Annotated in this window: 21 protein-coding genes and 1 tRNA gene; 11 read left to right on the top strand and 11 right to left on the bottom strand. The window is 37.6% G+C overall.

The annotated features are described in order from the left end of the window. Positions 1 to 14 precede the first annotated feature (14 nt). Both HMPREF0693_RS02645 and gapA read right to left on the bottom strand, forming a co-directional pair. Positions 15 to 899 (bottom strand): D-hexose-6-phosphate mutarotase, encoded by an 885-nt coding sequence (locus tag HMPREF0693_RS02645; protein WP_004243269.1) that lies wholly within the window; start codon positions 897 to 899, stop codon positions 15 to 17. Positions 900 to 1,013: 114 nt separating this feature from the next. Continuing rightward, positions 1,014 to 2,009: a glyceraldehyde-3-phosphate dehydrogenase gene (gene gapA / locus HMPREF0693_RS02640; protein WP_004243268.1), complete on the bottom strand. Its 996-nt coding sequence runs from the start codon at positions 2,007 to 2,009 to the stop codon at positions 1,014 to 1,016. A 341-nt stretch (positions 2,010 to 2,350) separates the two neighbouring features. Between gapA and msrB the strand changes: the two genes are divergently transcribed. Continuing rightward, positions 2,351 to 2,788 carry a peptide-methionine (R)-S-oxide reductase MsrB gene (gene msrB, locus HMPREF0693_RS02635; protein ID WP_004243267.1) on the top strand — a complete coding sequence of 146 codons (438 nt, stop codon included), beginning with the start codon at positions 2,351 to 2,353 and terminating at the stop codon, positions 2,786 to 2,788. A gap of 79 nt (positions 2,789 to 2,867) precedes the next feature. Beyond that, on the top strand, positions 2,868 to 3,149 hold the full coding sequence (locus HMPREF0693_RS02630) for a YeaC family protein (RefSeq protein WP_004248238.1): 282 nt from the start codon (positions 2,868 to 2,870) through the stop codon (positions 3,147 to 3,149). Positions 3,150 to 3,285: 136 nt separating this feature from the next. Here HMPREF0693_RS02630 and pncA read toward each other — a convergent pair whose 3' ends face one another. The 3 genes from pncA to sppA form a co-directional block, all read right to left on the bottom strand. Further along, on the bottom strand, positions 3,286 to 3,927 hold the full coding sequence (gene pncA / locus HMPREF0693_RS02625; RefSeq protein ID WP_004243264.1) for a bifunctional nicotinamidase/pyrazinamidase: 642 nt from the start codon (positions 3,925 to 3,927) through the stop codon (positions 3,286 to 3,288). A 21-nt stretch (positions 3,928 to 3,948) separates the two neighbouring features. Further along, the gene (gene ansA / locus HMPREF0693_RS02620) at positions 3,949 to 4,971 is read right to left on the bottom strand and encodes an asparaginase (RefSeq protein WP_004243262.1); all 1,023 of its coding nucleotides are present in this window, start codon (positions 4,969 to 4,971) and stop codon (positions 3,949 to 3,951) included. 206 nt (positions 4,972 to 5,177) lie between these two features. Next, positions 5,178 to 7,034, bottom strand: a complete 1,857-nt coding sequence (gene sppA / locus HMPREF0693_RS02615) for a signal peptide peptidase SppA (protein ID WP_004243261.1) — start codon at positions 7,032 to 7,034, stop codon at positions 5,178 to 5,180. Between the two features lie 558 nt (positions 7,035 to 7,592). On the opposite strand from sppA, the gene HMPREF0693_RS02610 reads away from it, so the two are divergent. From HMPREF0693_RS02610 to HMPREF0693_RS02600, 3 genes are read left to right on the top strand one after another with little or no spacing between them, the layout of a single operon-like run. After that, a complete protein-coding gene (locus tag HMPREF0693_RS02610; protein WP_004243260.1) occupies positions 7,593 to 8,144 on the top strand; it encodes an NAD(P)H nitroreductase in 552 nt (183 codons plus the stop codon). A 14-nt stretch (positions 8,145 to 8,158) separates the two neighbouring features. Next, positions 8,159 to 9,202 carry a selenide, water dikinase SelD gene (selD, locus tag HMPREF0693_RS02605; RefSeq protein WP_004243259.1) on the top strand — a complete coding sequence of 348 codons (1,044 nt, stop codon included), beginning with the start codon at positions 8,159 to 8,161 and terminating at the stop codon, positions 9,200 to 9,202. A gap of 4 nt (positions 9,203 to 9,206) precedes the next feature. Further along, positions 9,207 to 11,174, top strand: coding sequence for a DNA topoisomerase III (locus HMPREF0693_RS02600; protein WP_004243257.1), 1,968 nt, complete (start codon positions 9,207 to 9,209; stop codon positions 11,172 to 11,174). Positions 11,175 to 11,265: 91 nt separating this feature from the next. Here HMPREF0693_RS02600 and xthA read toward each other — a convergent pair whose 3' ends face one another. Beyond that, positions 11,266 to 12,072, bottom strand: coding sequence for an exodeoxyribonuclease III (gene xthA, locus HMPREF0693_RS02595; protein ID WP_004243256.1), 807 nt, complete (start codon positions 12,070 to 12,072; stop codon positions 11,266 to 11,268). Positions 12,073 to 12,515: 443 nt separating this feature from the next. Here xthA and HMPREF0693_RS02590 point away from each other — a divergent pair, with 443 nt between their 5' ends. Next, a complete protein-coding gene (locus HMPREF0693_RS02590; RefSeq protein WP_036932149.1) occupies positions 12,516 to 13,379 on the top strand; it encodes a helix-turn-helix domain-containing protein in 864 nt (287 codons plus the stop codon). Between the two features lie 24 nt (positions 13,380 to 13,403). Here HMPREF0693_RS02590 and HMPREF0693_RS02585 read toward each other — a convergent pair. The 3 genes from HMPREF0693_RS02585 to HMPREF0693_RS02575 form a co-directional block, all read right to left on the bottom strand. Continuing rightward, positions 13,404 to 13,488, bottom strand: a tRNA-Tyr gene (locus tag HMPREF0693_RS02585). 276 nt (positions 13,489 to 13,764) lie between these two features. Beyond that, positions 13,765 to 14,613: a formyltetrahydrofolate deformylase gene (gene purU / locus HMPREF0693_RS02580; RefSeq protein WP_004243254.1), complete on the bottom strand. Its 849-nt coding sequence runs from the start codon at positions 14,611 to 14,613 to the stop codon at positions 13,765 to 13,767. Between the two features lie 38 nt (positions 14,614 to 14,651). Beyond that, the gene (locus HMPREF0693_RS02575; RefSeq protein ID WP_004243253.1) at positions 14,652 to 15,143 is read right to left on the bottom strand and encodes a YchJ family protein; all 492 of its coding nucleotides are present in this window, start codon (positions 15,141 to 15,143) and stop codon (positions 14,652 to 14,654) included. A gap of 122 nt (positions 15,144 to 15,265) precedes the next feature. On the opposite strand from HMPREF0693_RS02575, the gene rssB reads away from it, so the two are divergent. From rssB to HMPREF0693_RS02560, 3 genes are all read left to right on the top strand, one after another. Then, entirely contained in the window at positions 15,266 to 16,285 is a 1,020-nt protein-coding gene (gene rssB, locus HMPREF0693_RS02570; protein WP_004243252.1) for a two-component system response regulator RssB, read from the top strand. A 181-nt stretch (positions 16,286 to 16,466) separates the two neighbouring features. Continuing rightward, complete coding sequence (galU, locus tag HMPREF0693_RS02565; RefSeq protein ID WP_004243251.1) at positions 16,467 to 17,372, top strand: UTP--glucose-1-phosphate uridylyltransferase GalU; 906 nt, start codon at positions 16,467 to 16,469, stop codon at positions 17,370 to 17,372. A 255-nt stretch (positions 17,373 to 17,627) separates the two neighbouring features. Next, positions 17,628 to 18,635 (top strand): NAD-dependent epimerase, encoded by a 1,008-nt coding sequence (locus HMPREF0693_RS02560; RefSeq protein ID WP_004243250.1) that lies wholly within the window; start codon positions 17,628 to 17,630, stop codon positions 18,633 to 18,635. 229 nt (positions 18,636 to 18,864) lie between these two features. Here the strand turns inward: HMPREF0693_RS02560 and hns are convergent, their stop codons facing one another. After that, positions 18,865 to 19,269 (bottom strand): histone-like nucleoid-structuring protein H-NS, encoded by a 405-nt coding sequence (hns, locus tag HMPREF0693_RS02555; RefSeq protein ID WP_004243249.1) that lies wholly within the window; start codon positions 19,267 to 19,269, stop codon positions 18,865 to 18,867. A 509-nt stretch (positions 19,270 to 19,778) separates the two neighbouring features. Here hns and HMPREF0693_RS02550 point away from each other — a divergent pair. Further along, entirely contained in the window at positions 19,779 to 20,375 is a 597-nt protein-coding gene (locus tag HMPREF0693_RS02550) for a thymidine kinase (RefSeq protein WP_004243248.1), read from the top strand. Positions 20,376 to 21,551: 1,176 nt separating this feature from the next. Here HMPREF0693_RS02550 and adhE read toward each other — a convergent pair. After that, on the bottom strand, positions 21,552 to 24,215 hold the full coding sequence (gene adhE, locus HMPREF0693_RS02545; RefSeq protein ID WP_004243246.1) for a bifunctional acetaldehyde-CoA/alcohol dehydrogenase: 2,664 nt from the start codon (positions 24,213 to 24,215) through the stop codon (positions 21,552 to 21,554). A gap of 514 nt (positions 24,216 to 24,729) precedes the next feature. Between adhE and HMPREF0693_RS02540 the strand changes: the two genes are divergently transcribed. Then, on the top strand, positions 24,730 to 25,374 hold the full coding sequence (locus HMPREF0693_RS02540) for a YchE family NAAT transporter (RefSeq protein ID WP_004243244.1): 645 nt from the start codon (positions 24,730 to 24,732) through the stop codon (positions 25,372 to 25,374). Positions 25,375 to 25,460: the final 86 nt, after the last annotated feature.

Below are 25,460 nucleotides of genomic sequence, written 5' to 3'. Positions count from 1 at the left end.
AGTAGAGTGGCAAACTATTTTTCAGCAATATTTTTGCGTACGCGTATTACAGCAGATAAACGTCCAGGATGAACATTATCCGGTTTAAGTGGACGATGAATACGAGCTGTTTCAACACATGCCATTTTACGGTAACCACCTGAGCTCATATCTTTCATTGAACTGGCGAGTTCTGCACCCGGATTCCAACAAACGACATCACTGTGATGATAATGGTGAACCTCAATAGTACGATCCCAACCATCATCATGAATAAGATTAAAATCTTCAGGTTCAGTATAAAGTCTGTCAGTACGGCCGTTAAAGCGTAGGGCTGTTTCGTCGGTATAAACTTCTTTATCCGCCACTGTGTCAATATAGTGACCACCAAGGCCTGTAATGGAAACTTTATCGATATCACTGACATTAAAATAGGAGTGTAGCGCCGCAGTGGCTTCATAGTCACCGTATGACTCTAATTCAATTTCACAGGTATCACCTAATTTAAATCGAGCAATAACAGTAAATTCATGAGGCCAATACTTTTGAGTTTGTGCACTTTCTTTGAGTGTCATGGTGATAAGCACTCCGTCTTCTTGTTCAGAATGAGCACTAAATTCCCAAGGTAAGATACGTGCAAATCCATGGCTTGGGGTTCCCGCTGAGGCAAACCAAGGCCAACAAATAGGGATACCACCACGAATAGCAACACCGGGAGTAAATAAGGCATCTTCACTGAGCCACAAAACGGGATGCGTTTGTGCGGGTTGCCATGCGATAAGATGGGCACCTTGAAGACTAATAGCCGCACGTACTTTGGGGTGAGAGATCACCAGAATAGGGAGTTCACCTAATTGGCGTCGACTTAAGTAAGGTGATATTTGTTCAATAACCGGCAAAGAAAAAATTTTCTCATTCATTATTTTATAACCTTATGTCGCGGACTATTTGAATACAATAAACTGCCGAGTAAAAAAATAAAAGAGCCACCGAAAGGGTGGCTCTAAAATCAATCTTGGCTTTCTAAACTCTAATTATTTAGAGATATGAGAAATCAGATCTAGAACTTTGTTTGAATAACCAACTTCGTTATCGTACCAAGAAACTAATTTAACAAAGTTGTCATTCAGCGCGATACCTGCTTTAGCATCGAATACTGAAGTTAATACTTCACCGTTGAAGTCAGTTGAAACAACTGCATCTTCAGTGTAACCCAGAACGCCTTTCAGTTCGCCTTCGGCAGCTTCTTTGATTGCTTCACAGATTTGAGCATAAGTTGCTGGTTTTTCCAGACGTGCAGTTAAGTCAACAACAGAAACGTTAGGAGTAGGAACACGGAAAGACATACCAGTCAGTTTGCCGTTCAGTTCAGGAATAACTTTACCTACTGCTTTAGCAGCACCAGTTGATGAAGGGATGATGTTTTGAGAAGCACCACGACCACCACGCCAGTCTTTCATTGAAGGACCATCAACAGTACGTTGAGTTGCAGTTGTTGCGTGAACAGTTGTCATCAGACCTTCAACGATACCGAATTTGTCGTTGATAACTTTTGCTAAAGGCGCTAAGCAGTTAGTTGTACAAGATGCGTTAGAAACGATATCTTGACCTGCATATGATTTGTGGTTTACACCCATAACGAACATAGGTGTGCTGTCTTTTGAAGGACCAGTCAGAACAACTTTTTTCGCACCAGCTTGGATGTGTTTACGTGCAGTTTCGTCAGTTAAGAACAGACCAGTTGCTTCAGCAACAACATCAACACCAATTTCGTTCCATTTCAGGTTTGCTGGATCTCTTTCTGATGTTACGCGGATGGTTTTACCATTAACAACGAGGTGGCCATCTTTTACTTCAACAGTACCGTTGAAACGACCATGAGTTGAATCGTATTTCAGCATGTATGCCATGTATTCTGCGTCTAACAGATCGTTAATACCTACGATTTCGATATCTGAACGTTCTTGTGCAGCACGGAAAACGATGCGGCCGATACGACCAAAACCATTAATACCTACTTTGATAGTCATATGTATTCCACCAGCTTTATTAGTGAATTAAAAAGTTGCTTCTAAAGTTACCAAAACCGCGCCAGTCGTCAAGCGGAATCGTGTCAATAATTGCAAAAAATCAATTAAAAAAACACTTTTTGCTTAAGGATTGGTCGTTTTAGATAAATATTACGCTGTGTATTATCGGGATCATTGCCGATAAATGAAGTTACCTTTGCTCCGTTATGTGAAATGTATCACATTTCAAAAACTAAAGATTACTCTCATTGATTTTAGACTATATTTTCCAGATTTGTTGTTAAATCTTTGTTATTATTTGCTGTTGTTTTAAAAAACATTTTTGTCAGTGTGAGGTGTTTATGAGCAATAATGAAAAAAAAGTGCATATTTCAAGTGATAACAATCACATTGATTTATCAAACCTCAATGAAATGCAGCATTATGTGACGCAACAGCGGGGTACTGAACCGCCGTTTAGTGGTAAATTATTACATAATAGAGAAACAGGTATTTATCATTGCTTATGTTGTTCTGCGCCTTTGTTTTATTCGGAAACTAAATTTGATGCAGGATGTGGCTGGCCAAGTTTTTATCAACCTGTAAGTGATGATGCAATTCTTTATCTTGATGATTTTTCGCATAATATGAAAAGAACAGAGATCCGCTGTCATCAATGTGGTGCTCATTTAGGGCATGTATTTAATGATGGCCCAGCACCGACAGGACAACGTTATTGTGTTAATTCTGCCTCTTTGGCATTTAGCAATACAGAAACAGGTGAAGTGCAAAAGGGTTAAATAGTCACTATTAACAATAAATTAACAAATAAAAAAACGATTCAGCTTTTGCGTGGTAATTTGATATATGGAGCAATCAATGGAAGTTAATGATTTAATTTCAATGGTCACACCTGAGATTTATCAACGTCTTTCTACCGCAGTTGAGCTAGGTAAATGGCCAGACGGCGTTGCACTCACGGCAGAGCAAAAAGAGCATTGCATGCAAATTGTTCTCTTATGGCAAGCGCAGAATAACCATAATCCGGAACATATGACGGTTGGCACAAACGGACAAATTACGATGAAAAGCAAACAAGAGCTAAAAGCGCAATTTCAAGCTGAACGTTTAGCCACATTAACACCAATGGATGATGATTAAGACGTTTTTAAATTTAAATAATGAAAGTTAGCGTAACGGTGGTGATTTATTAGTTTATTATTTTGATAAATCACCACTTTTTAGTTCTACTATTCATACAAGTAGAGAATGATAATTGCTAATCATGTTGTTTATATTATTTGTCACTTTTAAGCACTGTTACTGAATCAACTAAAACTGCCCCATGTTGTTGCATTTGATTAAATGCGAGTTGGCTATCATCTGGTTGAATATTGACACCTCGACAACCATCCATAACCACTGATACTTGATAACCCAATTGTAATGCATCTAACACGGTAAATTTAACGCAATAATCAGTTGCTATCCCTAAAATGGTGAGATGCTCGATCTGCATGCTTTGTAAAAGAGTATGTAATCCTGTTTGATATTCATGGTCATTATCAAAAAAAGCACTATAACTATCGATAAGTCGATTTTGGCCTTTATAAATAATATGACTAATTAAATCATCTGTTAATAAGGGATGAAAGTCAGCGCCATGGCTATTTTGTACACAATGCACTGGCCACCAAACTTGTGGGCGGCCATTTAATTGGCCAATTTCGCCAACAACAGTACCTGAATTTTTTGCAAAGCTGAGATGATCTGCGGGATGCCAATCTTTACTCGCAATAATAGGACACTGATGGCGTTGAAAATAATCAATAAGCCGATTTGCCGTATCTATGACGGTATCACTTTCCTTAACAGCCAATGCGCCACCGGTACAGAAATCATTTTGTAGATCAACTAATAATAACGCTGAATTTTTCACAGGAGTTACCTTTGATTAGACCTAGTCGTCATCGTTTAATGTCATTTCACCACGGAGATTTTGTTGCATTAAACGGCAGATCTCAGTATAGCTATATTGCTGACTAAGTAGATAGTGGAGTTTAGTTAACGCTGCTTCAAAAGTCATATCATAACCACTGATCACCCCAACATCGGCGAGTGCTTGTCCTGTTGCATAGCCCCCCATATTGACACGACCAGAAATACATTGCGTTAGGTTAACCACGACAATACCGCGCTCAGTTGCTTCGCGTAGCGTTGATAACAAGGCGGGATGAGAAGGGGCATTACCCACACCATAAGAGCGCAAAATAAGTGCCTTAACGGGTTGCATTAAGATATTTTTCACCACCTCATCAGAAAGTCCCGGATATATTGTTACCACACCAATTGGTTGAGGGGTAATATGATGAGCAATAAACTCACCTTTTGGCTTAGGTAATGGGTTTATTTTAAACGTTTTAATATTAATGCCTGCTTCTAATAAAGGTGCACTATTAGGAGAAGCAAAAGCATTGAAGCCATCTGCATGTGCTTTTATCGCACGATTACCACGATACAGAGTATTGTTGAAAAACAGTGCAACTTCATTAATCGGATGATGTGCAGCAATATAGAGAGCATTTAATAGGTTAGTTTGTCCATCTGAGCGTAAAGCTTCTAATGGAATTTGAGAGCCGGTGACGATAACCGGTTTTGCCAGCCCCTCAAACATAAAGGAAAGTGCAGAAGCGGTAAATGCCATGGTATCGGTACCATGCAAGATGACAAAACCATCATAGTGGCAATAATTCTCGCTAATATCATCAGCGATAGATTGCCAATCTTCAGGGGTAATATTTGATGAATCAATTAAAGGAAGGTGCTCTTTGATTGTGAAATTGGGCATCTCTTCACGATGGAATTCGGGCATCTTAGCTAATTGGCGTTGTAAATGTCCTGATACAGGTATATAGCCGTGATCAGAATGTTGCATACCGATAGTTCCACCAGTATACACAACGTAAATGGATTTTTTTTGCATCAGACCTAACACTCTTATGAATTAAGCGATAAGAAAGAGTTGATTATAGGGGGTTTGCAGAATAAAAAAAGAAAGGGGAGACAAAAAGCACAATTGAAATACAGCAATTGATGTTTTAAATCATTATTTACACCATTTAGCAAAATAACTAAAAAATAATCAAAGGCTAAGATAATCCCGCTCATATTGAGCGGGAGCACACTTATTTATTGAATATCACCACAAGATAAACAATACGCATAGCGGTTTTGCGGATCGTTCATATTACGATAAAACTCAGTTTGTGTTTTAACTTCTTTAAATACCGGTGCAGGTAAATAGGCTTGTAATGGATCAGGAATAATGGCTTTTGCATTGGCCGATAAGCTCATTAATATTTGCTCTGATAAGCTTAATTCCGGTTTCATCCAATCAATGACTGGTTGTTTGATTTTTGCCATGGTTGCTGCTGCATTAATAGCATCATCGAAATCACCAAATTCATCAACTAATCCTACTTGTTTAGCATCAACACCAACCCAAACACGACCTTGCGCAATACGATCAACTTGTGCCGGTGTTTTATTACGTGATTCAGCTACTAATTTCAGGAATGTTTTATAGCCACTTTCAATATTAAGTTGGAATAGCTCTGAAAAATCTTCTGGTAATTTATTGGTTACCGAAAGTCCTGCAAGAGGCGATGTACTCACGCCATCACTATGCACACCTATTGATTCTAAGCTATTTTCAAAGGTATTGATGACACCAAATATACCAATAGAGCCTGTTAATGTTGAAGGGCTAGCGATAATTTTACTCGCAGGTGTAGAGATCCAATATCCCCCTGATGCAGCCATTCCGCCCATTGAAACCACGACATGTTTTTTCTCTTGTTTAAAGGCGGCTATTTCACTGCGGATCTGCTCAGATGCAGATACACTACCACCGGGGCTATTAACTCGTAATACTAATGCTCTAATATTAGGATTTAAACGCGCTTGACGGATTTGATTAGCAATGGTTGAACCACCTGCAGAGCCAGGAATGCTTTCACCATCAATAATTGCGCCTTGAACGACCACAACCGCAATATTGCCGTCTTCGTTTTCTGGGGCGAATGCGGTGAGGTTATCGGCATAATCATAAATACTGATATTATTAAACTGCTTAGCTTCATGATCCCATTGAAAGGTCTCTTTCATATCCGCTTCAAATTGGGCATAAGAGCTAACAGTATCGACCAGTTTGCGATTAAGTGCATAAGTAGCATTATCGCCATCGGCTTTACGCAACTCGACAATCATCTCTTTTGCACCAGGGAAAACATCTTCCTTGGTAATACTACGATTTTCTGCAACTTGCGTTAAATAATTAGACCAGAGTACGGAAACTAATCGATTCGATGCGGCTCGAGCTTCATCAGACATATTATCGCGCATCAGCGGTTCAACAGCTGATTTATAGGTTCCTACACGGAATATATGGGTATTAACTTTAAGTTTTTCTAATAGCGATTTGTAATAGAGATTACTAAAACCTAAACCATAAATACCCACAGCACCTTGTGATGCTAAATAAATTTTATCTGCATAAGAGGCTAAGTAATATTGCGGTTGGCTATAATAACCACTAATCGCATAGATAGGTTTGCCTGTTTTTTTAAATTCAGTCAGCGCTTTACCAACATAATTGAGTGAAGGTTGGTCTGCCCCAGCAAATTCGTCAAGTTTTAGTACCATTCCTTTAATTTTGGGGTCAGTCGCTGCTTTGCGTAAGGTATCAACGACTTCGAATAACGAATTTTCTTGTAACTGGCTACCCGAAACACCCAAAAGCTCTCGGCTCATTTGCCCTAAAGGATTTTGGTTAGCTGTTTGGTCAACAATAACGCCTTTTAAATCAACCAGTAATGCACCTTGGTAATCGGTAGGTTTTTGCGTTTCTTGGACGATGAAATAGAGTCCTACACCCATAAAAAGTAGAAAGAAGAAAATAACGTTTAAGATTAGTTTCCTGATAAAGTTAATCGCCTGCCAACTAAATCGAAAAATAGTGCCGATTAACTCCATAATTTTACTCATATTATCTCCACATCATGTAAAGCTAAAAATTAATCCTAAACAGTTATGCTAGAATTGATGGTAAAGGTTTAAGTTTCTATTATTAAAGTATTTATTTCAATATTGAGCGACTCAAGAAATTAGCTGTATAGCCACAACATACCTTATTTACATGAGAGTATGCCTTGCAGGTGAACAATAGACAGCAAAGGTCACGGCTATTTTTAGAATAAAAAACGCTAATATTCCCTACATCTCACTTCGATCCTTTAATAACAAAACTCGATTGACTACTTAGACTGCAAATATTTAAACACCATTCTAATATAGCGACTAGCGAAAGTCTGTCACGTATTTTATTGCGCTTGGGCAGTGTATTACACCTAAAAGCTAAAACATTCATATTTTGAACAAACGCTCAATATTGGCTTAAGTACAATCCTATTTTAGCTAAAAATATCCGCTTAAATTTCTCGGTGGTGGTAATATAACATTTTGTTATACTGCGAATTGATAACAACTGTCTATCCCTGCTCTTAAGGGATTTTGCTACAATAATACTGACAGGAGAATACAAAAATGGATGCATTAACACTGCTTTTAAATCGACGTTCAGCGTCTCGACTGACTACTCCAGCCCCAAATAACCAACAGCTTGAAGCTATTTTACAAGCAGGTATGAGAGCCCCCGATCATGGCGCCCTTAAACCTTGGCACTTTGTCGTGATGAAAGAGGATGGTATTGAGCGTTTTAGTCAATTATTACATAAAGCGGCGGTGGTGAGTCAACTAGGTGCTGAGGTAGAAGAAAAAGCAAAAAACGCACCTTTTCGTGCACCTTTAATTATTACCGTGATTGCCAAAGTTAAAGCGCATCCTAAAGTTCCTGAATGGGAGCAAATTGTTGCGGCAGGCTGTTGTGTTCAGGCGATGCAAATGGCTGCAGTGGCACAAGGTTATAGTGGTATTTGGCGTTCAGGCTCTTGGACTCATGATCCAGTGGTAAGAGCGGGATTAGGTTGTGGTGAACACGACCATATTGTTGGTTTCTTATATCTTGGTACTCCCGCATTGAAAGCACCTACAACGGTTTCTCCTGCTGATTTAACTGATTTTGTGACTTATTTTTAAAAGGATGACATGTTATGTCTGAAGCAATTCGTTTAACACAATACAGTCATGGTGCCGGATGTGGCTGCAAAATTTCACCAAAAGTTTTGGAAACGATTTTACATAGTGAACAGGCTAAGTTTCACGATCCCCATTTATTGGTTGGTAATGAAACGAAAGATGATGCCGCTGTTTATGATTTAGGTAATGGCACTGGAATTATCAGTACCACTGATTTTTTTATGCCAATTGTTGATAACCCCTATGACTTTGGGCGTATTGCGGCGACTAATGCGATTAGTGATATTTTCGCTATGGGGGGTAAACCTATTATGGCAATAGCAATTTTAGGTTGGCCAATTGATAAACTTGCGCCTGAAATTGCTCGTGAAGTTATCGAAGGTGGGCGAGCCGCCTGTCAAGAAGCGGGGATTTCCCTTGCTGGTGGGCATTCGATTGATGCTCCTGAACCTATTTTTGGTTTAGCGGTAACGGGCGTTGTACCGGTGAGTAAAATTAAGAAAAACAGTGCTGCTAAAGCAGGATGCCAACTTTTTTTAACTAAACCTTTAGGTATTGGGGTATTAACTACCGCAGAGAAAAAAGGCTTATTAAAACCTGAGCATCAGGGCCTAGCTACTGAAATTATGTGCCGTATGAATAAAGCGGGTACTGATTTTTCTGATATTGAAGGGGTCACGGCAATGACCGATGTGACAGGTTTTGGTCTATTAGGTCACCTTAGCGAGATTTGTGAAGGCTCTGGATTACAAGCCACTATTCACTTTTCACAAGTACCACGATTACCTGAAGTAGAAGCGTATATAGAGCAAGGATGTGTACCGGGCGGTACTGGACGTAATTTTGAAAGTTATGGCCATTTGATTGGTAATATCAGCGAAATGCAACGTAAATTATTATGTGATCCACAAACTTCAGGTGGCTTATTACTGGCAGTACAGCCAGAAGCCGTTGAGCAAGTAAAAGAAGTTGCTAAACGCTTTAATATTGATTTGACCTCGATCGGTGAATTAACAGAGCCGAAAGCAGGAAGAGCGTTAATTGAAGTGACAAACTAACGTAATGAGATTATTTATTGCAGAAAAACCCAGCCTTGCTCGAGCTATTGCTGATGTATTACCAAAACCGCATAAACGTGGTGATGGTTTTATTGTTTGTGGTGATAACCAGTATGTGACGTGGTGTGTTGGTCATTTACTTGAGCAGGCTGAGCCGGATGCATATGATCCGCGCTATGCGCGTTGGTCGTTAGATGATTTGCCCATTATTCCGAATAAATGGCAACTCAAACCGCGCGCTGATGTGAAAAAACAGCTAGATACGATCAACACATTACTAAAACAAGCCGATGAAGTGATCCACGCAGGAGACCCCGATCGCGAAGGGCAACTGTTAGTAGATGAAGTACTTAATTACCTTAATATTAGTGATGCTCAAAGAAAACAGGCACGTCGCTGCCTGATTAACGATTTAAACCCCGCCGCGGTATCTCGAGCAATTGATAAGCTCCGCTACAATCATGAATTTATTCCATTATGTGTTTCTGCCTTAGCAAGAGCGAGGGCGGATTGGCTATATGGCATTAACATGACACGCGCTTACACGTTATTAGGACAGCGCAATGGTTACCAAGGCGTACTCTCTGTTGGGCGAGTACAAACCCCGGTACTGGGTTTAGTCGTACGCCGTGATGAAGAAATTGAAAACTTTGTACCGAAAGATTTTTTTGAAGTCAAAGCGCATATCGTTACTCCTGCAGATGAGCGATTTACCGCTATTTGGCAGCCGAGTGAACACTGCGAGCCTTGGCAAGATGAAGAAGGGCGTTTATTACATCGCAAATTAGCAGAGCATGTTGTTGATAGAATAGCTGGCAAGCCTGCTAATGTTACCGATTATCAAGATAAACAAGAGTCTGAAATAGCACCTTTGCCTTTTTCATTATCTGCTTTACAAATTGAAGCGGCGAAACGCTTTGGTTTAAGCGCTCAACAAGTGTTAGACACATGTCAACGCTTATATGAAACGCATAAACTTATTACTTATCCACGCTCCGATAGTCGCTATCTGCCTGATGAACACTTTGCTGGGCGTCATGCGGTGATGAATGCCATTAGTGTGCATGATAATAGTCTTTTGCCACAAGAAACATTAGATATTGATAAAAAGAACCGTTGCTGGGATGACAAGAAAGTAGATGCGCACCATGCCATTATTCCTACTGCGAAAACAGGTAATATTTCATTAAGTGAAAATGAAAAGAATATTTACTATTTGATTGCCCGACAATATCTAATGCAATTTATGCCAGATGCGGTGTACCGCAAATGTGTGATTGAACTCGATATTGAGAATGGAAAGTTTATTGCTAAGGCACGATTTTTAGCACAAGCCGGCTGGCGTACCTTATTAGGTAGTAAAGAGCAAGATGCGGAAAATGATGGTAACGCCTTACCTATTGTGGCTAAAGGTGATGAGTTACTTTGTGAAAAAGGCGAAATTGTTGCCAAGCAGACCCAACCACCAAGACCTTTTACAGATGCTACGCTACTTTCGGCTATGACCGGTATTGCACGTTTTGTGCAAGACAAAGAGCTAAAGAAAATCCTAAGAGCGACGGATGGACTAGGTACTGAAGCGACTAGGGCTGGTATTATTGAATTACTGTTTAAACGCGGCTTTCTGCAAAAGAAAGGGCGAGCTATCAACTCGACACCAGCAGGAAGAGCATTAATTCATGTTTTGCCAGATATGGCGACATTACCCGATATGACCGCTCATTGGGAATCAATATTAACGCAAATTAGTGAGAAGCAATTTAAGTATCAAGATTTTATGATGCCATTAAGTAACACACTATTTGAATTAATTACTCAAGCTAAACGTCGTCCTAATATTCAAGCGTTTAGAAACCTGCCTGCGCCTGCGCAGAATAAAAAACGTAAAGGTGCGACGAAAAAAAGTGCACAAGGGAAAAGTCGTTCAGCGCAGTCTCAATCTACGAATCGCAATATAAAGAGTGATGCTTAGTTGATTGTGTAAGACGCTAACTAATATATAAATAAACCCCACTTTTAATCTATTTGAAGTGGGGTTTATCAATAAGGGGGGAGAGAGGGAATTAAAGCTTAAACTCGGCCCAAACAGGTGCGTGATCGGAAGGTTTTTCCATCGCACGAATATCGTAGTCAATGCCGGTTGAAATACAATTATCTGCTAAGCAACGACTTGCTAGCAGTAAATCGATACGTAAGCCTCGGTTATCATCAAAGCCTTTTGAGCGATAATCAAACCAAGAAAATTGGTTTTCGACTTCAGGATGTTGGGCGCGATAAGTATCGGTTAATCCCCAACCCATAAGCGTTGCTAACCACTCTCGCTCTTCCGGTAAAAATGAACATTTACCCATTTTTAGCCAACGTTTCATATTATTTTCGCCGATACCGATATCTTTATCGGTTGGACTAATATTTAAATCCCCCATAATCAGTACGGGAGAGGAAGGCGTTAAGCTGGTGGTCAGATACTGCTGTAGATCAGCATAGAATTTTGCTTTAGCAGGGAATTTTGTCTCATGATCACGACTTTCACCTTGAGGAAAATAACCATTCATTACCGTTAATAATCCAGCGGGGGTTTCAATGTCCGCCATGATCATACGACGCTGAGCTTCTTCACCATCACCAGGGAATCCTTTACGTACCGCGACAGGTTTCGCCTTAGTTAACAAAGCCACACCATAATGGCCTTTCTGTCCATGATAAAAAACGTGGTAGCCCAAGGCACTGACAGTTTCTAATGGAAACATATCATCATGAACTTTTGTTTCTTGCAGTCCAATAACATCGGGTTGGTGTTTTTCTACAATGGCTTCGAGCTGATGAGGGCGAGCACGTAATCCATTAATATTGAATGAGACAAATTTCATGTGACTATAACCATTTATAGATTGAATAATAGGATAACTTATACTAACAGGATAATGAAATAAATGTAAGTCGGTTACATACCAATGTTAATACCTGTCATCGAGATATAATCGCGTGATATAGATAAATCGTAGCCAAATAGCAAAATGTATGGCAACTAATAATATTAATAAGTTTATGCCTAACAAAAAATATTAATTAAATAAAGTAGAAACATAAACTATTCTTTGATAGAAGAATATAAGTATTATCATTTTTTATATGTAAAGCAAAATGACAGAATAAAAATATCAATTGAATTATAAATTATATTTATAGGAGGTGAAGATAATTAAAAATAATATTTATTTCGCATGGATTTCTTTCAGTTAATATGTGTTTTATTTATATTAATAAAATTAATTTAATTGTTTTGTTTAACACAGCAAAGGAATGGTGGATTATGTTTTTTTCTCGTAAATTAGAGGCCTTTATGGCCGTCGTTGAAAATGGATCCTTAAGTAAAGCTGCTCGTGTGATGAACCGAACGACACCACCTGTAGCGAAATCAATCAAAGATTTTGAAGCCGTGCTAGGGAAGCGCTTGTTTAAGCGGGAAAAGTTTGGTATGAGTTTAACGCAAGAAGGGTTAGAACTCTATAATGATTTAAAATCACTTTATCTGCAAGAAAAAGAGATAACAAAAAAACACACATCGGGCGTTATTAATAATAGCATTCATGTTTATTATGATTGGGGTAAAAGTCAATATTTAACAGCACTCTATCAAGCAGCCAATAAGAATTGTTCACATATAAATATGATGAGATTTTCGAAAGATAATTTTGAAGAGATACCAGATTATGATGGAAACACGTTAATCTTAAGCTCAGATAAAATTATTAGTGAAAAGTTTAGCTTAATACATCAAGTTAAAAATAAATATCTAGGAATATGTTGCCAACAAATCTTAGCACAAAAAGCACAAGAGAATATCAATACATTGCTAAAAGAAAATATTTGGTTATGTGATCCCGCTTTATATAAAACAGCAAAAATAAAGAAATTAGAAAATGAAATAGCGGATCAGGGTAAACCTATCAGTATTAGATTGATGGATGATTTAAACTGTTGTTTAAACTTTATTCAAACTCACCATTCGCTATTATTTACTGATGAAAACCCGATTAAAAGTGAGGATGAAAAGCAACTGTGCTTTATACCTTTAACACAAACGGAACTGATTTATAATTGTTATATCTATAAATCTAAATATCACTCGAGTATATTGAACAGGTTTGTTGATTTAATAAAAGAATTGGAATGAAAAAATAGTGAAGAGTATTGAAGATGGTGGTGGGAGAAGGATTCGAACCTTCGAAGTCTGTGACGGCAGATTTACAGTCTGCTCCCTTTGGCCGCTTGGGTATCCCACCAACATTAAATTGTCTTGCTGTCCGTGACAGCGGGCGCAATAATACCAAATACCTGAGATGTGTAAAGTGCTATTTTAAGAAAAAGCGATCAACTGCTGTAAAAATATCCGCTTTGCTTAACTGTTGTGCTATATCGTATTGATTTTAGATAGAAAGCTATAGTGATTGACTTGGATGTGTAACAAAAAATAAAAAGAGCCTGTGATAAAATAACTATCTCAGGCTCTTGTTACTTTAGGCTAGTGTCGTAGTTACACTGATTTAAAACGGGTAAGCCTACAAAATAATTGTTCTGTTGCCATAGACAAAAACACGTTGCGAGAGCACCCAATAGAGGGCGTGGCTTAGTACGTTTTTTTCTACATCCCGTCCTGCGCGCATCATATCTTCTGCTGAAAAAGTGTGGTCTACGTTTATTACATTTTGAGTAATAATAGGGCCTTCATCTAAATTATCATTTACATAGTGAGCTGTGGCGCCAATAATTTTTACACCACGTTCATAGGCTTGATGATATGGGCGGGCGCCAATAAATGCCGGTAAGAAAGAATGATGAATATTAATAATTTGATTTGGGTAATGTTGTACAAATGCGGGGGTTAATACACGCATATATTTAGCTAATACCACATAATCAGGTTTGTATTGGTCAATTTGTGCTATCAGTTTTTCATCATGTTGATCACGGGTTAACCCTTCATGACTAATGAGATGGAAAGGGATCCCAAATTGCTCAACAAGGTGTTTTAGCGTGTCGTGATTACCAATAACTGCTGCAATTTCAACATCCAGATCACCAAAAGCGCTTTTCATTAAGAGGTCACCAATACAATGGGCTTCTTTAGTGACCATAATGACGATACGGCGGCGACCGGCAGTATTAAGCTCTCGCTGTGAGCCTTGTGGAAGTGCATCATCTAAATCGGCTAAAAAGGTTTCATCATTAAAAATGCCTTCTAGCTCAGTGCGCATAAAAAAGCGGCCAGTGCGATGATCAACAAACTCATTATTTTGAACAATATTGAGCTGATGTTTATAACAAATATTAGTAATTTTTGCGATAAGTCCTTTCGCATCTGGACAAATAGTACGTAGTATTTTCTTTTGAGTATTTTGGTGTTGCATGTATGGATAAATCCTTTAATTTACTTCTGTGTTTGCAATTATTTTCTGTTGTGTTCACAACATTTTTTGTATTTACGGCCTGAGCCACAAGGACAGGGATCGTTTCGTCCTACTTTAGGCTGTACACCATCAATATAAAACCAGCAGTCGTCTATTTTTAGAAAACGAGAGCGTTCATGTAGATACTGCTTATCATCAGCATTTATTTCAATAAAGCAAGCTGAGAATTCAACAAAGGCTTCGTTATCACGAGGGTTTTCTTGTGCCGATATAATATGTAACCCTAGCCATTGTGTATTGGGAAACGTGGCGATTAACTCATCCCGTAAAGAAGGTGTACGACACGAAGGGTGCCATGTTTTGATTAGGTGATCTGCATTATGAGTCACAAAAGCACTATAGCGAGAGCGCATTAACGCTTGAGCTGTAGGGGCATTTTTTGTCCCTAATAAGTAAGGCTCACAGCACTCACTATAAGGCAATTGGCTATTGCAGGGGCATAAATTTGACAAGGTAATGTCCTGATCCATTTTTATACGACGATCCCCATCAGAAAAATAGCGATTAGGAATAATAAACGTCAATGTTGAACTAAACTAATAATGTAACGCTAAATAAACTGCAAGTGAAATGATAGTTATGGGTATTACTAATGAATAAAGCCTTAGTCGGTAAAAAAATTCTCATTATTGATGATGAGGTTGTATTTCGCACAATGCTCACTGAGTATTTTTCACACGAAAAGGCTTGCGTTTATGCGACTGACAATGGTAGCCAAGCATTGTTGTTACTTGAAGAGGGACTAAGACCTGATCTTATTTTATGTGATATCAGAATGCCTGTTATGAATGGGCCGACTTTTTTATGTCATCTAGAGCAGCGTCATTGGTCTTTCCCTGTTATTGCTATTTCATGTACTGACAACATGGCTGAAATTGATGATATGTTGCGCTTTGGCGCTCAGGACGTTTTTCTTAAGCCCGTAACTAATTTAGCTAAGTTAAAACAGAAGGTCATTGAAGTATTATGTCCAGGTTTTTTTGAGTCTGAATTAATTGCAAGGGGACAATTTGGACCTCTTTGGAATAACTTACGAGAACAGCCTCATTATATTCAATCCTTTGTTAAACAGATGCAACCGCAAGTTAAACAAATTGTCGCAGGATATAATGTTAATTATCGTCAATTAAATGATGCATCCCAAATGGGGTTGTTATTTGATATAGCGACTTTATCAAAAGATCAAATCATTTTTTACTGTGTTGACGTCTCTAATGATGAAGAAAATGGGTTACTCGTTGCGCTGCTTTTAAGGGTGGTTTTTAATCGTTTCCTAAAAGCTACTGAGAAAAGACGCTTCTTACCTAGTATGTATAACATATTGAATAAAATCAATAAAATGCTTGAGGATATGGGGGTGAGAGGATCATTCCCGCTGATTTTAGGTTATTACCACACCAAGGAAAAAAATATATTATTAGCGTCAGCAGGACTACGAGCTGAAATAAAAACAGAGAATAAAAAATATGTTTTAAATAGTGGTATACCTTTAGGAACACTACACTCTTTATATATTAACCAAATAAAGTGTGTGGGAATAGATTGGCAATGTAAAATTTGGAATCAGCACCATAAAATTAATTTAATGTTCTCACCTATACATAAACGTTAAATTTAGATTAAATAAAATCTGTTATTGCACATATATTAAACATAAATGAAGAACAATCTCAATTAAGCGATGATGCTCTGTTTATCCGTAGATATTAGCTGGTATACTCTGGCGATTATTTTTTTATATGTACCATAACATCATAGGAATATCATGGTACTTAATTTGTAGGAGAAGAGTAATGTCATCAGTGGTGCGTAAAGTAAGAAAAGCGGTGATCCCTGTTGCAGGGCTAGGAACAAGAATGTTGCCTGCCACCAAGGCTATCCCAAAAGAGATGCTACCTGTTGTTGATAAACCTTTAATTCAATATGTTGTTAATGAATGTATAGCAGCTGGCATCAATGAAATTGTGCTAGTTACACACTCTTCAAAAAATTCTATTGAAAACCATTTTGATACCAGTTTTGAATTAGAAGCTATTTTAGAAAAACGAGTTAAACGTCAGTTGTTGGAAGAAGTACAAGGTATTTGTCCAAGTCACGTTACTATTATGCAAACTCGCCAAGGAATAGCAAAAGGATTAGGCCATGCCATTTTATGTGCAAAACCTTTGGTGGGTGATGAGCCTTTCGCTGTTATCTTGCCGGATGTTATTTTAGACCGATATAGTGCTGATCTGACTAAGGTTAATTTAAAAGAGATGCTTTCTCATTTTGAACAATCTGGCGCAAGTCAAATTTTAGTAGAGCCTGTTCCTGAAGAGGAAGTATCTAACTACGGGATTGTTGACTGCATGGGAGAACATTTACAGCCTGGCGACAGTAAACCCATTACTCGTGTGGTAGAAAAACCGAAGAAAGAAGAAGCACCTTCAAATTTATCTATTGTTGGTCGTTATGTGTTGTCTGAAAACATTTGGCCTTTATTAGCCAAAACGGCACCAGGAGCAGGGGATGAAATTCAATTAACTGACGCGATTGCAATGTTAATTGAAAAAGAGCCTGTAGAAGCTTATCACCTACAAGGGAAAAGCCACGATTGTGGTAATAAATTAGGCTATATGAAAGCTTTTGTTGAATATGGTTTACAGCACGAAGAGTTTGGCGAAGAGTTCACGAAATGGATAAAATCACTGCAAGCTTAATGTGTTGAGTAACAAAATTTAACGATTTATCTTGTTAATAGTGTCGCACTGTCATTTTAATTTTATAATGTGGTGCGGCATTTATTTATGGCTTAAAGCTTAAAAGTACCGCTATAAAAGATGATAAATTACAGTGCTAATATTGATATATATATCGGCATTGACTAGGTTAAGCGTTATGATGTTAATTTAGGTGATATTAAGCATGATAGCGTTTAGCGCAGAAATCAATTAATTGGGTTATTTGAGTATAATATGAAAATATTAGTAACAGGTGCAGCAGGATTTATTGGCTACCATTTAAGCCAGCGTTTGATAGAAATGAGTTATCATGTTGTCGGGATAGATAATCTCAATGATTATTATGATGTGCGCTTAAAAGAAGCACGATTAGCTAAACTTAATCAGTTGGATAACTTCCAATTTGAGAAAATTGATATTACAGATTCAGTGAGTATTGCGCAATTATTTGCTGATCACCGTTTTGATCGAGTTATTCACTTGGCGGCTCAGCCTGGCGTTCGTTATTCAATTGAAAACCCAATGGCATATATCGATGCTAATATTGTAGGCCATATTAATATATTAGAAGGTTGTCGCCATCATAACGTTGGGCATTTGATTTATTCGTCATCAAGCTCGGTATATGGTTTAAATCAAAAACAACCTTTCTCTACAGAAGATAGTGTTGATCATCCGGTGTCACTTTATGCTGCGACGAAAAAAGCCAACGAATTAATGTCTCATAGCTATTCTCATTTATATCAGCTACCCACAACAGGACTGCGATTTTTTACCGTATATGGTCCTTGGGGGCGTCCTGATATGGCTCTATTTAAATTTACTAAAGCTATGTTAGCGGGTGAGCCTATCGATGTTTATAATGGCGGAAATATGACCCGTGATTTCACTTATGTCGATGATATTGTCAGTTCTGTGGTACGTTTAATTAATATTATTCCTGAACCCAACCCAAATTGGACCGTAGAGCAGGGTGAAACTTCATCAAGTTCTGCACCTTATAAAATATATAATGTGGGTAATGGGCAACCTACAAAGTTAATGGATTTTATTACAGCAATAGAAAAATCACTCAATATTAAAGCTAAATTGAACTTAATGCCGATGCAAGATGGTGATGTACTTTCAACCTGTGCTGATTGTAGCGATTTAGCTCAGACAACAGGTTTTTCACCCAACACTGCAGTAGAGTATGGTGTGAAGCAGTTTGTGGATTGGTATGTAGATTATTACCAGCAATAATCAGAGCATAGATATAATGCACAAGACAAAAAGGAGCCTTAAAGCTCCTTTTTTATTATAAAATTAACTAATTAATTTTATCAATACATTCACTATATTTGTAAAGCCCTTTTTATTTAAAAGCTTCATCAGCCTATTAAAGTTAAACGCTCGTTTAATAAAAATGACTAAACAAGAAAAATACCCTTTTAATTTTTAAAAGGGTATTTTAAATAGAGTATGCATTAAATTAGATGAGGAAATCTTCTAAAGATTTGCCTTCTTCTTCAATTGCACGTTTGATTACAGCTGGTGTACGGCCTTGGCCTGTCCAAGTTTTAGTTTCACCATTATCATCAACGTATGAATATTTAGCAGGACGTGCTGCACGTTTAGCACGACCAGTTTTGCTTGCGCCAGCAGCTTCAAGCAGGTCAGTTGGATCAATACCATCGGCAATTAATAGCTCACGGTATTTTTGTAATTTTTGCTGACGTTCTTCAATTTCAGCTTGCATTGCTTGTTCTTCTTCGCGGCGTTCATTAACAACGACTTCAAGTTTCTCAAGCATTTCTTCTAAAGTTTCTAAAGAAGTTTCTCTTGCCTGTGCACGAAGAGTACGGATGTTATTTAATATTTTTAAAGATTCGCTCATTTTCCTGGTCTCAAATAAATGTTGTTGGCTGATGTAATACTAATAATAGATTGCTATTTAAAATTCTGCAATAGCTAAATACAAACCAAACGTAAATTTTCTTTTTTTAAAACGAATATCTTTACAAAAAAATATTAAAAGTTGGGGCATCTTTCGCCAATAAAGGAAATATTAGTAATGATATACATCTTTTAACTGGTGATAGCGCTAATGTAAAAGAATAGAAAACGTTGTCTACTTTTTTATAATAACGGATTTTTTTCTAAAAATGCGCTTAGAGTAACTTTCATAGTTTAATAACTGTATATCAAAGGCGGGGTTAATATGTTAAGTACCTATTAAGGCTATTTATTTTTTAAACAAAAAATTTGCCTCATCAGTGATCCTGCGCTTTTTTCGCTATATCTTTTATAGAAATAAAGGCTATAAATAGTTGTCGTTGATAACTTCTCGTTTGTTTATGTTAAACTGCTTCCCGCGATAATACACACTATTTAAGGAGAGAGCTGATGGCTCAGCTTTACTTTTATTATTCAGCTATGAATGCCGGAAAATCAACATCTTTATTGCAGTCTTCTTATAACTATAATGAGCGAGGAATGCGAACTTTGATTTTTACGGCAGCGATAGACACGCGTTTTGCCAAGGGAAAAGTAACCTCAAGGATAGGGTTAAGTGCTGATGCATTGCTTTTCAGTGATGATATGAATATTCGTGATGCTATTTTAGCTGAAAATAATAAAGAGCCTATTCATTGTGTTTTGATTGATGAATGCCAATTTTTGACTAAAGCACATGTAGAGCAACTTTGTGAAATTACCGATAGTTATGATATACCCGTTTTAACCTATGGCTTAAGAACGGATTTTAGAGGTGAATTATTTACTGGTAGTGCTTATTTGCTTGCATGGGCTGACAAGCTCGTTGAGCTTAAAACAGTTTGTTACTGCGGGCGTAAAGCAAATAAAGTATTACGCTTAGCGGCAAATGGGAAAGTACTTTCAGACGGCGCACAAGTGGAAATAGGTGGTAATGAAAAATATGTTTCAGTGTGCCGCAAACATTATACAGAGGCTACGTTAAAAGGACGAATTGAACAGTTATAATGCAAAATTCCTCTTCTCTATTGTTAATTGGTGCGGGAATAGAGGGGGGGAAATATAATCGTCTAAATAAATGTTATCTCTTGTTATACTAAAAAAAGGTTATCTATTTTTAGAAGTTACGTTTTATATTTACTGTATTTTATAATTCATAACTGAAAATAGCATCAATAATGTAAAAAAATGTTAGTTTTTTTCTAGAAACATTTATTCGTTTTCTCCGTTTCATTATCTTTAATCAATAAAAAGGTAATCAGATATACGTAGGTTCTTTGTTTTGTGATGTAGATATTGATTTTTACAAATGTTCTAAGATGATGACATTTGATACTTCGCCATTATTTATAGTTTAATAAAACTGAATAAAGAAGAGAAAAAATGCTTGTGAGTGAAAAAATATTTCAACCATTTAATGGCTCAGGTGAAATGTTTATATCTAAATATTCATATTGGTTATGAGTAAAAAAGAGGAAACTGTGCTTAATAGACCAAATATAAACATGTGAATTACCACTAAAGTAGTATTTATTAGATAAAAAATACACAAATAGCCCCTACTTTGAATGTTATATACTGCTTAATAAGCAAAAGTGAGTTCGATAATATTTTATTGAAATTTTATTTTTATAAGTTTATTCCTTTCTTCGATAGATCAAAATCTTTTGATATTTCTCTTTTTTATGGTGTTGCGGTAAAAAGTGCTTATTAAAAAATAAGCACCTCATTTTATTACATTAATAGTGCCTACTTTTGCTCAACTCTCATTTTTGTGTGATAAACCTTATCATAAGAATAATTGTGTCGTGTGGTTTAACTCAATGAGAAATTTTAGCGTTTTCATTTCTAGGTAATCAGATATCAAGGCGCTGTAAAGCACGTTAAGTGCTTAATCACGGTTAAGCTGAATAAAGAGATGGATGTTGATAAAAATGAGGGAGAGGGCGATTGGTGCTGTTTTAGCAACGTATACCTAAAAGTGATAATCACAAGGCGGCTCTCTCATCTATCTTGCTGGACGTCATATTAAATACAAGGAAGAAAAATAAATTGAGAGATAAGGGGATTAGAACATTATTGTTATCCATTGATAGACAAAATAAAACCAGCCTTGTGGCTGGTTTTATAGTAAAGCAATCAACGAAGATTGAAGGCTAATCTGTTAATACAGAGATAGCGCTATTATTTCTTACTGCTTTTTTTCGCAGGCTTCGCTTCTTTTACCTCAGCAACAGGGTGCTCGTTAAATTCGCGGCCGTAGTAAGAATCTAATAACAGTTGTTTTAACTCAGAGATCAGCGGATAACGTGGGTTAGCACCAGTACACTGATCATCAAACGCATCTTCTGATAATTTATCCACTTTCGCTAAGAAATCACTTTCTTGTACGCCCGCCTCACGGATAGAAGCAGGGATACCTAATGAAGATTTCATCTCTTCTAACCAAGCTAACAGTTTTTCAATCTTAGCGGCTGTGCGATCACCAGGAGCAGACAGTTCTAAGTGATCAGCAATTTCAGCATAACGACGACGTGCTTGTGGACGGTCATATTGGCTAAATGCAGTCTGTTTTGTTGGGTTATCATTCGCGTTATAACGAATAACGTTAGAAATTAATAACGCATTAGCAAGACCATGAGGAATATGGAATTCAGAGCCTAATTTATGCGCCATTGAGTGACAAACCCCTAAGAAGGCGTTAGCAAATGCAATACCTGCGATGGTGGCTGCATTGTGGACACGCTCACGAGCAACCGGATTTTTAGCACCTTCATGATAGCTTGCTGGCAGATATTCTTTCAGCAATTTCAGAGCTTGCAGTGCCTGACCATCAGAATACTCATTGGCTAATACAGAAACATAAGCTTCTAATGCGTGAGTCACCGCATCTAAACCACCAAAAGCACAGAGTGATTTTGGCATATTCATCACCAGATTGGCATCTACAATCGCCATATCTGGCGTTAATGCGTAGTCTGCTAATGGATATTTTTGGCCTGTTTCATCATCAGTCACAACAGCAAATGGTGTAACTTCAGAGCCTGTACCTGATGTTGTGGTAATTGCTACCATTTGAGCCTTCACACCCATTTTCGGGAATTTATAAATACGTTTACGGATATCCATAAAGCGTAATGCTAATTCTTCGAAGTGTGTTTCTGGGTGTTCATACATTACCCACATAATCTTAGCCGCATCCATTGGTGAACCGCCACCTAATGCGATGATCACATCAGGTTTAAAGCTGTTCATCTGCTCTGCACCTTTGCGTACGACACTTAATGTGGGATCTGCTTCAACTTCAAAGAAAACTTCCGTTTCAACACCAAATTTTTTCAGTACATTGGTCACTTCATCAACGTAACCGTTGTTGAATAAGAAACTGTCTGTAACGATAAATGCGCGTTTTTTACCATCAGTTGCAATCTCTTCCAGTGCAATAGGTAAGCAACCACGGCGGAAATAAATTGATTTAGGAAGTTTGTGCCACAACATATTTTCTGCTCTTTTCGCCACGGTTTTAGTGTTGATAAGGTGTTTTGGCCCTACGTTCTCAGAAATGGAGTTACCACCCCATGAGCCACAGCCTAAAGTGAGAGAAGGAGCGAGTTTAAAGTTGTATAAGTCACCAATACCCCCTTGTGATGCCGGTGTATTGATTAAAATACGGGAAGTTTTCATTTTGTCGCCAAAGTAGGCAACATGTTCAGGACAGTTGTCTTGATCGGTATATAAACAAGAAGTATGACCAATACCGCCCATTTCAACTAATTTTTCTGCTTTATGTACCGCATCTTCAAAGTTTTGTGCATGGTACATTGCTAACAGAGGAGATAGTTTTTCGTGAGCAAAAGGTTCTGCATCAGTAGTTTCTTTAACTTCACCAATTAAAATCTTAGTGTTAACAGGCACTTCAATACCGGCCATTTCTGCGATTTTCACTGCCGGTTGACCAACGATGGCCGCATTCAAGTTACCATCTTTTAAGATAATATCTTGAACAGCTTTTAACTCTTTACCGGTTAACATGTAGCCGCCGTGAGTGGCGAAACGTTCACGAACTTGTTTATAGATACTGTCTACGACGATAACAGATTGCTCTGAAGCACAAATAACCCCATTATCAAAGGTTTTTGACATCAAAATAGAAGCAACTGCACGTTTAATGTCTGCTGAGTCATCAATAACAACAGGAGTATTACCCGCACCAACACCGATAGCAGGTTTACCTGAACTGTAAGCGGCTTTTACCATTCCTGGGCCACCTGTCGCTAAGATCAGGTTAATATCATCATGGTGCATTAATGCATTGGATAATGCCACTGAAGGTTCATCGATCCAGCCGATAATATCTTTTGGTGCACCCGCGGCGATTGCAGCGTTTAACACAATTTCAGCCGCACGGTTTGTGGCTAATTTCGCCCGTGGATGTGGAGAGAAAATAATACCGTTGCGTGTTTTTAAGCTGATTAATGCTTTAAAAATAGCGGTAGAAGTAGGGTTAGTTGTTGGCACGATACCACAGATAATACCGATAGGTTCAGCAATAGTGATAGTACCGTAGGTTAAATCTTCAGACAAAATACCGCAGGTTTTTTCGTCCTTATACGCATTGTAGATATATTCTGAAGCAAAGTGGTTTTTGATCACTTTATCTTCAACGATACCCATGCCAGACTCTTCAACAGCTAATTTTGCAAGAGGAATACGGGCGTCAGCGGCAGCTAATGCAGCAGCACGAAAAATTGCATCAACTTTTTCTTGAGAAAAGTTAGCAAATTCAAGCTGAGCTTTTTTTACACGAGCAACCAGATCATTGAGTTCAGTAACGTTAGTTACAGACATAAAGAGACTCCTGATAAAATGTTAAACTTTTTAAGCAAATTAGCCGGTAAAATCATCACTAAATAAGAATAGCTCAAATCAAAATTTCTATACTTATTTAAGTCATTATTATTAGAAGCTCTAATTTGCTTAAAAAGCTAAGAAAAAACAATAACAAATACAAATATATTTTAAAAAGATCTCCTTTTTCTGAATGATGACAGCTTATCATCTTTCTAATTAATTAAAGTGATCTACATCACAATAATAGCAAGCTGACACCTTTCAGCAAGTGTTTAAATGGTAATGATAATTAATTACAAAAATAAATGGACTATTTTTTTGTTGTAAGACTCTCTAGGATATAAAATTAAATCACTGGAGTTATGGTTGTTTACTAGCGAAAAATTTAGCCAAAATAATGTTAAGTAATAGAATTAACTGGTTTATTGATTTAAAGTAACGCGCATTTTTTGGAGTTACTCTATCTTTTAGAGCATAATTCGCATGTTTATTAGCCAAGAAGGGGCTTTTCATGGGGGCACTGCTGGATTTATCCGGTTATATTAAATTTTTTGTCGGTCTTTTTGCTATTGTAAACCCGATAGGGATCTTGCCTGTATTTATCAGTATGACGAGTTATCAAACGGATGCAGGACGTAATAAAACAAACTTAATTGCCAATGGCTCCGTTGCGATTATTTTGGTTATTTCCCTATTAATAGGTGATTCGATACTGAGTATTTTTGGCATCTCTATTGACTCATTTCGTATCGCTGGGGGGATGCTGATAGTGACAATCGCAATGACCATGATAAATGGGCGCTTAGGAGAAGATAAACAAAATAACCAAGAAAAAAATGAATCAGCAGTACGTAGCAGTGTTGCGGTGGTGCCTTTAGCATTGCCATTGATGGCAGGTCCTGGCGCAATTAGCTCCTGTATTGTTTGGAGTTCACGTTGGGAAGGGGTGACTAATTTCTTAGGTCTTGCTGCGACCAGTATCTTTTTTGCTTTTTGTTGTTGGTTACTGTTTCGTAGTGCCACTTTATTAGTTAAATACTTAGGTCAAACCGGTATCAACGTTGTCACGCGTATTATGGGGTTATTGTTGATGTCGTTAGGTATTGAATTTATTGTCACCGGGTTACGTTCTATTTTTCCGGGATTATTAGTATAAGCACAGTGTAATATTACCAAAGGAGCAGTATTGATATTTAATACTGCTCTTATCATTTCTCTCTTTGTTATCTTTTTTGTTGCTAT

It is taken from the genome of Proteus mirabilis ATCC 29906, assembly GCF_000160755.1.
GTDB classification, from domain to species: domain Bacteria; phylum Pseudomonadota; class Gammaproteobacteria; order Enterobacterales; family Enterobacteriaceae; genus Proteus; species Proteus mirabilis.
The sequence above is the reverse complement of the archived record's forward strand: the minus strand, read 5'-3'. Positions and strand labels throughout refer to the sequence as shown.

What these genes read in the sequence shown, in the direction of transcription:
- galU (WP_004243251.1), top strand. Translation starts at nt 16,467, where the DNA reads ATGTCATCAGTGGTGCGTAAAGTAAGAAAAGCGGTGATCCCTGTTGCA.
- HMPREF0693_RS02645 (WP_004243269.1), bottom strand. Translation starts at nt 899, where the DNA reads ATGAATGAGAAAATTTTTTCTTTGCCGGTTATTGAACAAATATCACCT.
- sppA (WP_004243261.1), bottom strand. Translation starts at nt 7,034, where the DNA reads ATGAGTAAAATTATGGAGTTAATCGGCACTATTTTTCGATTTAGTTGG.
- HMPREF0693_RS02550 (WP_004243248.1), top strand. Translation starts at nt 19,779, where the DNA reads ATGGCTCAGCTTTACTTTTATTATTCAGCTATGAATGCCGGAAAATCA.
- rssB (WP_004243252.1), top strand. Translation starts at nt 15,266, where the DNA reads ATGAATAAAGCCTTAGTCGGTAAAAAAATTCTCATTATTGATGATGAG.
- selD (WP_004243259.1), top strand. Translation starts at nt 8,159, where the DNA reads ATGTCTGAAGCAATTCGTTTAACACAATACAGTCATGGTGCCGGATGT.
- HMPREF0693_RS02575 (WP_004243253.1), bottom strand. Translation starts at nt 15,143, where the DNA reads ATGGATCAGGACATTACCTTGTCAAATTTATGCCCCTGCAATAGCCAA.
- HMPREF0693_RS02560 (WP_004243250.1), top strand. Translation starts at nt 17,628, where the DNA reads ATGAAAATATTAGTAACAGGTGCAGCAGGATTTATTGGCTACCATTTA.
- ansA (WP_004243262.1), bottom strand. Translation starts at nt 4,971, where the DNA reads ATGCAAAAAAAATCCATTTACGTTGTGTATACTGGTGGAACTATCGGT.
- xthA (WP_004243256.1), bottom strand. Translation starts at nt 12,072, where the DNA reads ATGAAATTTGTCTCATTCAATATTAATGGATTACGTGCTCGCCCTCAT.
- HMPREF0693_RS02600 (WP_004243257.1), top strand. Translation starts at nt 9,207, where the DNA reads ATGAGATTATTTATTGCAGAAAAACCCAGCCTTGCTCGAGCTATTGCT.
- HMPREF0693_RS02610 (WP_004243260.1), top strand. Translation starts at nt 7,593, where the DNA reads ATGGATGCATTAACACTGCTTTTAAATCGACGTTCAGCGTCTCGACTG.
- adhE (WP_004243246.1), bottom strand. Translation starts at nt 24,215, where the DNA reads ATGTCTGTAACTAACGTTACTGAACTCAATGATCTGGTTGCTCGTGTA.
- msrB (WP_004243267.1), top strand. Translation starts at nt 2,351, where the DNA reads ATGAGCAATAATGAAAAAAAAGTGCATATTTCAAGTGATAACAATCAC.
- HMPREF0693_RS02590 (WP_036932149.1), top strand. Translation starts at nt 12,516, where the DNA reads ATGTTTTTTTCTCGTAAATTAGAGGCCTTTATGGCCGTCGTTGAAAAT.
- gapA (WP_004243268.1), bottom strand. Translation starts at nt 2,009, where the DNA reads ATGACTATCAAAGTAGGTATTAATGGTTTTGGTCGTATCGGCCGCATC.
- HMPREF0693_RS02630 (WP_004248238.1), top strand. Translation starts at nt 2,868, where the DNA reads ATGGAAGTTAATGATTTAATTTCAATGGTCACACCTGAGATTTATCAA.
- hns (WP_004243249.1), bottom strand. Translation starts at nt 19,269, where the DNA reads ATGAGCGAATCTTTAAAAATATTAAATAACATCCGTACTCTTCGTGCA.
- purU (WP_004243254.1), bottom strand. Translation starts at nt 14,613, where the DNA reads ATGCAACACCAAAATACTCAAAAGAAAATACTACGTACTATTTGTCCA.
- HMPREF0693_RS02540 (WP_004243244.1), top strand. Translation starts at nt 24,730, where the DNA reads ATGGGGGCACTGCTGGATTTATCCGGTTATATTAAATTTTTTGTCGGT.